Raw genomic sequence first — 7,579 nt, forward strand, 5'->3', positions numbered from 1 at the left:
TTTAAACATTTTAGTAAAGATGTGGATTTCACTAGATTAGAGGAGGTAAATGATTGGGCGAAAGAAGGAGTTAAACAGCTTTCAGAGATTATTGAAGCTAATCAAGCCCAATTTGAAAGTTCTTTATCTTCTGAAATAGAAAGAATGTCTGTTGTATGGAATGAAAAAAAATTAGATATAGTTCCAGGCTCAAAAGTTATTGATCTAGTATGTAAGGATTATGGTATTAGATACAATAAAAAGAAGGCAGATGTTCAAATATTATCACAGGTAATTACGAATGATCAATGGCCTGATGAATTAAAAGGTATTTTTGGTAGAATTGCAGTATTAGCCTCAAATTAAGAGGTAAATATTCCATATAAGAAAAAAGCCCTCCATGTTATAATTAATTTTGTCGAGAAATTAATTATAGAGGAGGGTTTTTGTGTACGCATTTGTTTATAAATTCTATATGCATCATAACATAAAATGTTTTTCTTCTCTAGTTGAAAATCTTAGAAAAGAGGAGAAAGATTATGTCAAAGATCGCTAATTTAGAACAAGCTGAAAAAAAGGCAAGATTGAGAGAAATCGAGAATTCAAAGATCTTGTCAGAAGAAGAGATGTATATAGCAAATGAACTTCAAGCAAAGGCTAGTTCAAGAGGAATGAAATTAGTTCCTGAACGTAAAATTAAGAATAAAGCGAAGTTTGTTCAGATCATTCAACAAAACATTCAGTATTTATTTGAAATTGATTATTTAACAAATGCTGAGAAGGTATTTTTATTAGATATTTCAATGTGTGTAGGTTTTTTAAGTAATTGTTTAGTTAGTGATATTAACTCTAAAGAACAAATTCCATTAACTCAGCGAGAATTAGCAAAAAAAATAGGAAGGCACGAAACGAAAGTTAGTCCTTTGGTTAGAAAATTAATTGATAAAGGCATTATTGCTCGTTCAGAAAGTGGTGTTGATGATAATAATGTTAGGGCATATGCTTTGTTTATAAATCCTCATGTTATGTTTTCAGGGAATAGAGATGAAGTTAATCCGACACTTAAAGCTATGTTTAGAAAGGTTCCTAAACAGCTTAAAAATTTGCCTATTAAACTATTTTAAGTCTACTTTAATTAGTAGACTTTTTTTGTTAATTTCGTACTTACCAAAAACGGTAAGTTTACTTACCAAAAACGGTAAGTACGAAAAATCTTGAAACCCTTGGTATTACTGGGTATTTTCTACTTTGGTATACTTGTCCCTTCTCACTCTATATAGAAATAGCTAAAAGTTCCGCAAGGAACGGGTCGTATTTTCTTTCGCTTTGCTACAGAAAATCTCCACCCTTTACGCTTTGCTACATCCTTGCAAAACTTTTTTCGGCTCGAGTTTGGATATCACCAAGCCGATACATCCAAAAGCAACTATTTGGGATCATCGGCTTGAATTGCTATTATACGAGCCGAACCGCTAGTGCCTTCGCTTAATAATTTCACTTACCACATTGATAGATACGTAATACGTGGGGGTTCGTCCCCACACGACGAACCAACCTCAACCCCAAAAGCAAAGGAAAACCGTCTTTTAAACCTTTTTATTTTGCTTTTTAAGCGTTTATTTTCGTTTTTACGACAAATAGTATTGTTTTAGAATTATATCTTTTAAAAAGGATTCTGAAGCGTTTAAATAGCATTTTGTATTTTGGTGTTGTTTGTTTCTAGATTACAAATTTATATTTAATTAATGTTAATTGTTTTCTTTTAGTATTTTAAAGTAATGTTTGATTGCAATTTATTAAAAATATCATGTCGTTAGTGAGTACTCATATGGAGACATCAAAGGGACTTTGTGTACTCACTGAGTCTATATCCAGGGACACAATGGGGACATTTAGAGGGTTTTGTGTCGTCAGTGAGTGGACATACTGGGAATTTTCGTGTACCCACGTTTAAGCTAGGCTCCGCCTAGTCCCAACCCCTAGTTGGGCCCAAAAACCCCTTATGCTCTTCTCTCTTTTTTGATTCGGAATTTCCAATTTTATAAAATGACTTATCTATTATTTGAAATTTATTATATTAAAAAACAAAAGAATGATTTTAGTTTTGGCTTATTGCAAGGTTATTAGAGAACTTTTTGTAGCGCGGCTAAGATCTTTGCAAAATGAAGTGTGAATTAGAAATATGAAAAAATCCGTTATTTTTATATGACAGGAGGATATAAACCTTAGTAAAATGAATTAGTAAAAACCTAGGTTTAATACCTAGGTTCTAAGGTTGATTTTTTTGAAAATAACCATTGATATTAAAAATATCAAGGTTTTTATCTAGGTTTTAAAGGTGGGTAAAAAGATGGATAAAAGTGAATACCTAGGTGGAGAAAACCCAGGTTATATTGCAATGACTGTTAAAGAAGTTGCATTATGTTTAGATGAATCACCAAATGTTATAAGAAATTGGATGAAAGAATTAAAGACATATATTCCTTTAGAGAAGAATGAATCAGGTTACAATATTTTTGATGAAAAAGCTCTTGAGCAAATGAAGATGGTTAAGCAATTACATCGAGAACAGAACTATTCAATAAAGCAAATTGAACATTATTTTGCTACAGGTGGAGAGAGTATAAAGCCTGTTCCTAGTAAAGAAGCGGGAGAGATTTTAGCTGAGGAATTAAAATCATTAAAAAATGAAGTTAGTAAACTTAGAGAATATAGTGAGAAACAAGAAGAATTTAATAAATTGTTAATTGAACAATTACAAAAGCAACAAGATTATATTGATAATAAGTTAGAAAAACGGGATCAGAAGTTACTTGAAACAATTCGTGAAGTACAAGAAACAAAATCATTAACAGCATCTACAGAATCAAAAGGATTTTTTGCGAGATTATTTGGAAAATAATTATTATGAGATTTACAAACTGAGTCCTGGCGTTTATGCCGCGAAAGTTCCTTGATGATGAGGGGAACCCTCATGCAAACTCGCCAGGGGTGGCCCCAGAAGGGCGGTTTTTGCCCGCTGGGGTTAGCTTTGGGAGTTTGAGGGTTCGGAGGCTCATGGTCAAGGGAACCGTGGAATAAAAAGCGAGGACGGACCCCAGGACAGGGCAAAAACCAATGTCTTCGCCAAAATTCGTGGTTCTACTGTTAGAAAAAGGCGAATAAGAATATAGCATACATACAATAAGGGAATGCAGTATAGATCAGTCTAAAAGCATTCCCTTGCTATTATTATGTTATTTTTTTAGTAATATAGGTTTGCATCTATAAACACTTAATTATAATATAACGATAAATAATTTATAGGTTTTGTTTGAAAAGAGATTTTATGTTTTTATTATATTTAGTTCTCATAAGTTCTGGGTATAATCTTAAATTATATTAAAAGAATATAATTTAAGATTAATATCTTGATATTTAACTATATATAATGGTACAATATTCAAAAAAAGGAGGTTTTTAGTATGAATGTAAAAAAGAAACTTTTAGGTAGCTTACTAATTGGATGTTTGGCTTTACCTACAGCAGCTATGGCTGCATCTTATAGTTCTTCTTATGATATGACTGGAGGTGTATATTCTTCGGATATTAGTATGGGAGCAAATCGCAATGTTACAGTTAAAACCACTCCACGAGTAAATGAAGCAGGGTCTGGGGCGAAAATCTTTCTATTTTTAGAAGAAAACACTTGGTATGGATATGCAGATAGAGGATCATCTTGGAATTCTGCATCTAATGTAGATACTTCAACAGAAATGAAAACAAAAGGTGCAGGGAAATATAGAGTTTATTTACGAAATAAAACTGGAATGCGTATGGCTGGTAGCGTATACATCTCTGATTAATAATTAATAGGTGGAAGATATAATGATAGGCATTACATTAGATTTACATATTCCTACAATCTTATTTTTTATTATTTTAGGGTGCGTAATACTGTATATTAATGATCGTAAAAAAAATAACAAATTTCCATTTATAATATCTCTATATAGATATTCATTTGTTATATATGCTATTTTCTTAATAAAATATGTTTTCTTTCCAATACATATTTTATTTAATTCAACTATAGAGTCAACTATAGATATGTATTATCAATTAATTCCTTTTAAATCTATTTCAAAAGAAATTTTTGTAACAAATAATTGGATACAAATTATTGGGAATGTACTATTACTATTTCCTTTAGGAGTATATCTAGGATTATTAAACAAAAAAGCAATTAATTTAAAATATGTTCTAAAAATGATTATATTAACAACTATAACAATCGAAATTATTCAATTTATTATTGATTTATTAACTGGTTTTCCTAATAGATTATTTGATGTTGATGATATTATTTTAAATGTATTTGGTGGATTAATTGGATGGATATTATTAAAAGTCTTTGCACCGATTTTTGAAAAAAATAATATACCAACTATATTTAATCAACAAATTGAATATAAATAAAAAAGAGAGCATAATTTTTGTTCTCTTTTTTATTTGATATTATTTTAAATTATAAATGTTACAAAATAAGTGAAGGTAATTGGTTACTAATTTCTATTCTTCGAGATGAGATGGTTTATATGTAAAAATTGTCTAGAACGTTATCTTTTTCTTCTTTATTAATTCCGATGTATGTTAATGTGATTTGCGGTGTACTATGATTGAGTATTTCTTGCAACATAGCTACATCTTTAGTTTGTTTATAAAACCAATAACCGAAGGTTTTGCGCATAGTGTGTGTTCCGATAGATTCTACACTGGCAAAATCTCCGGCTTTTTGCAATTGTCGATAAGCCTGGATCTTACTAATAGGTTTTTCTCCTTTTCGAGAAGGAAATAACCAGGTATTATCTAGAGTTTGAGCATAGAAGTATACCTCATCAAAAATGGAAGTAAGGTTAATTATGCGTTCTTTCTTTGTTTTTCCTTCTTTAATTTTGAATTCTTTTCTCTTTTTCCGTTTTAATTTTATTATGGTTTGTGTTTCGAGTTGGAGTAGATCACTTATGCGTAATCCGGTATGGATGCCGATAAGAAATAGAATATAGTCTCGTTCGGAACAGTGACGTTTGAGAGCCCATTTCATATCTTCGATTTGTTCTTTGCTACGGATAGGTTGGACATCAATGAGATGTGGTTTTTTGTTCATGGATTTTTGACCTCTTTATTTACAGTGTTTTGAATGTATACTTTTACTATATAAATTGAGAATATCAGGGGATTCGGTGGGAAGTCAATATTTAAGGAGAAATGAAAGTAAACTAATATCTAAAAGTTTACATTGGAAAGATAAGAAATCGAGCGAAGGGATAACCATTTTAGGACGAAGAAATGTAATTTTGAGGTTTACCATGGTAAACCCGTAGCTTGCCCTTTTCTTTTTCTTTTTTAGAATTCTATACTTAATTGCTATTTGTTCTTGATTACTATAAAGCTGTTACTGGACAATGAAAGATGGTTGATGTTAAGCCATCTTTCATTTTTTTATTAAAAGTTTATTTTCAAAATAGAAATGATAATTATAGTACATATTTTGATGTATATTGTATTTGATTTGTAAATTATTGAAATATCTCTATAATTTTATATTAGTAGTAAATTTATTTTGTATGAACATAGTTTAAACGGGGGGATTTTTTTGAAAATAATAGGTATAAGAATAGAAAATTATCGAAGTATTCGAGAATTAAATCTTAGTGGTTTGGGAAATATGAACATATTTGTTGGTAAAAATAATTCTGGGAAATCTACAATACTTAAATCTATTGATGTTTTTATTAATAGTTTAAGTGGAGGACTTGTGAAAAAAGTTTTAAATACAAAAGATTTTCATAAAGGACAAATTGATAAACCAGTAAAAATAGCATGTTCAATTAATTTAAAAGATGAAAAATTCAATGAATTGGTAAATAAAATGAAAGAGGAATATCCTCAATTAGGGTCAGGGTTAGAAGATTTATTAAATTATAAAGTTATTAATGTATATACATCTAGTTATGTTTATAAAGATGTAAGAGGAGATATGATATATTCTTATATTGAAAAAATTACGTTTAGTGAGTTGAGTCCTTTTGATAATGAAAAAGATGGAATTGTAGAAAAAGATATTCTTGTTTCTAATTTAGCAATGATTAAAGAACTAGTTAAAAGAAATTTAGAACATGAACATTTTACTGAGCATGCAGGGCTATTAAATGCTTCGTTTGAGTATTTTGATACTGAACGTTATAGAAGATATAAAGAGAGAGGTTTTGGTATACCTACAAGGTTTAAAAATAATAATCTTTTGAATGAAATTTTGGATTCTACTAATGATTATTTTGCATTTAAAGATCGTATTCAAGAGGAAATTGATGTTTATTATCAAGAAATTGAACAAATTTTAACTAAAGGAACTGAAAATGAAATTCAACTTTTTGCTGGACGTGCAAAAACTGTACCTAATCATATATCCTGGTTATTGAATGAAATTAATAATATTCAAATTTTAGAAGAATCAGAGAGAAAGAAGCCAATAGAGAAAGAAGATGCTATGCGTCTTTTAACATTAAAAACCGGACGTGGTGGTAAGGAGAGGCTAGAACAGTTACAAAACACTGTATCAGATTTATTAGGTGTTACTGTAGATGCTTTTTCAGGTGAAGGGGAAGCTGAAATAGATGTGGACGATTTCTTAGTTGATATGAATGGTACAGGGGTTAGGGAATCTTTGAGACTTATATTGGACATGGAATTTTCTGCACCTGATTTAATGTTAATTGAAGAGCCAGAAGTGCATTTGCATTTTGAATTGGAGAGAAAAGTATTTAAATATTTGATGAAAATGTCTAAAGAAGTACAAATATTTATGACAACTCATTCAACTGGTTTTATAGATGCTGCAGAAAATAATAATATTTTATTAGTTAAAAAAGATATAGATACTTCTGTGTCTACTATTAAAACTGCTGGATTAAATGAGGTAACGGGGGAATTAGGAATAACTATTAGTTCATTATTATTATCTAAAGTTATAGTCTTTGTTGAAGGTCCAACTGATGAAGAAATCGTTAGGATGTATCTGGAAACATTTTATCCTAATCTTTCTTATTCTGATGTTGGTATAGTAGTAATGAATGGAATTGGAAATTATCAACACTATGCTAATACTCATGCATTAGAAGTTTTTAGTAGTCATGGTCTTAAAACTATTTTTATTTTAGATTCTGATAGTCGTTCAGAAGAAGAATTAAGAGCAATGAGGGAACGTCATCCTAGTACAAGCGAATTAAAAATTTTATCTAGAAGTTGTATTGAGAATTATTTTTTAATTCCTTCTGTTCTACTTAATTTTATTCAACAAAAAATGACTAAATCTGGTATTAAGGAAAATATTCCAACGGAAGAGAATTTACCAGAAATTGAAGCTAAAATAGAAAATGTAATTGAATCAATGTATTCTGAAACATTAAGATTGTTTATGGGGTGGAAGTATTTTAAACCAATATATTCATTTAAACATTTTAGTAAAGATGTGGATTTCACTAGATTAGAGGAGGTAAATGATTGGGCGAAAGAAGGAGTTAAACAGCTTTCAGAGATTATTGAAGCTAATCAAGCCCAA

At 29.8% G+C, this 7,579-nt stretch carries 7 protein-coding genes; 6 read left to right on the forward strand and 1 reads right to left on the reverse strand.

All coding sequences use genetic code 11. From position 1 onward, the window contains the following. The 5 genes from ACS2MN_RS30615 to ACS2MN_RS30635 all read left to right on the forward strand — a co-directional run. A partial coding sequence (locus ACS2MN_RS30615) for a hypothetical protein (RefSeq protein ID WP_438894944.1) occupies positions 1-345 on the forward strand: 345 nt, incomplete at its 5' end. Positions 346-518: 173 nt separating this feature from the next. Beyond that, positions 519-1,103 (forward strand): MarR family transcriptional regulator, encoded by a 585-nt coding sequence (locus ACS2MN_RS30620; protein WP_438894945.1) that lies wholly within the window; start codon positions 519-521, stop codon positions 1,101-1,103. A gap of 1,226 nt (positions 1,104-2,329) precedes the next feature. After that, positions 2,330-2,881 (forward strand): DUF3967 domain-containing protein, encoded by a 552-nt coding sequence (locus ACS2MN_RS30625; RefSeq protein WP_000361424.1) that lies wholly within the window; start codon positions 2,330-2,332, stop codon positions 2,879-2,881. Between the two features lie 562 nt (positions 2,882-3,443). Then, entirely contained in the window at positions 3,444-3,824 is a 381-nt protein-coding gene (locus ACS2MN_RS30630) for a hypothetical protein (RefSeq protein ID WP_346995194.1), read from the forward strand. Positions 3,825-3,846: 22 nt separating this feature from the next. Then, a complete protein-coding gene (locus tag ACS2MN_RS30635; protein ID WP_346995195.1) occupies positions 3,847-4,437 on the forward strand; it encodes a VanZ family protein in 591 nt (196 codons plus the stop codon). Positions 4,438-4,552: 115 nt separating this feature from the next. On the opposite strand, the gene ACS2MN_RS30640 is transcribed toward ACS2MN_RS30635, so the two are convergent. Continuing rightward, positions 4,553-5,125 (reverse strand): tyrosine-type recombinase/integrase, encoded by a 573-nt coding sequence (locus ACS2MN_RS30640; RefSeq protein WP_346995196.1) that lies wholly within the window; start codon positions 5,123-5,125, stop codon positions 4,553-4,555. 489 nt (positions 5,126-5,614) lie between these two features. Between ACS2MN_RS30640 and ACS2MN_RS30645 the strand changes: the two genes are divergently transcribed. Beyond that, positions 5,615-7,579, forward strand: a 1,965-nt coding sequence (locus tag ACS2MN_RS30645; RefSeq protein WP_438894946.1) for an ATP-dependent nuclease, incomplete at its 3' end; no start/stop codon positions are given.

Origin of the sequence: Bacillus cereus group sp. BceL062, from assembly GCF_051780025.1 — a bacterium.
Taxonomy (GTDB): Bacteria; Bacillota; Bacilli; order Bacillales; family Bacillaceae_G; genus Bacillus_A; species Bacillus_A toyonensis.

Excerpts from the sequence above, each read along its gene's own strand:
- ACS2MN_RS30620 (WP_438894945.1), top strand. The coding sequence starts at position 519 with ATGTCAAAGATCGCTAATTTAGAACAAGCTGAAAAAAAGGCAAGATTG.
- ACS2MN_RS30625 (WP_000361424.1), top strand. The coding sequence starts at position 2,330 with ATGGATAAAAGTGAATACCTAGGTGGAGAAAACCCAGGTTATATTGCA.
- ACS2MN_RS30630 (WP_346995194.1), top strand. The coding sequence starts at position 3,444 with ATGAATGTAAAAAAGAAACTTTTAGGTAGCTTACTAATTGGATGTTTG.
- ACS2MN_RS30635 (WP_346995195.1), top strand. The coding sequence starts at position 3,847 with ATGATAGGCATTACATTAGATTTACATATTCCTACAATCTTATTTTTT.
- ACS2MN_RS30640 (WP_346995196.1), bottom strand. The coding sequence starts at position 5,125 with ATGAACAAAAAACCACATCTCATTGATGTCCAACCTATCCGTAGCAAA.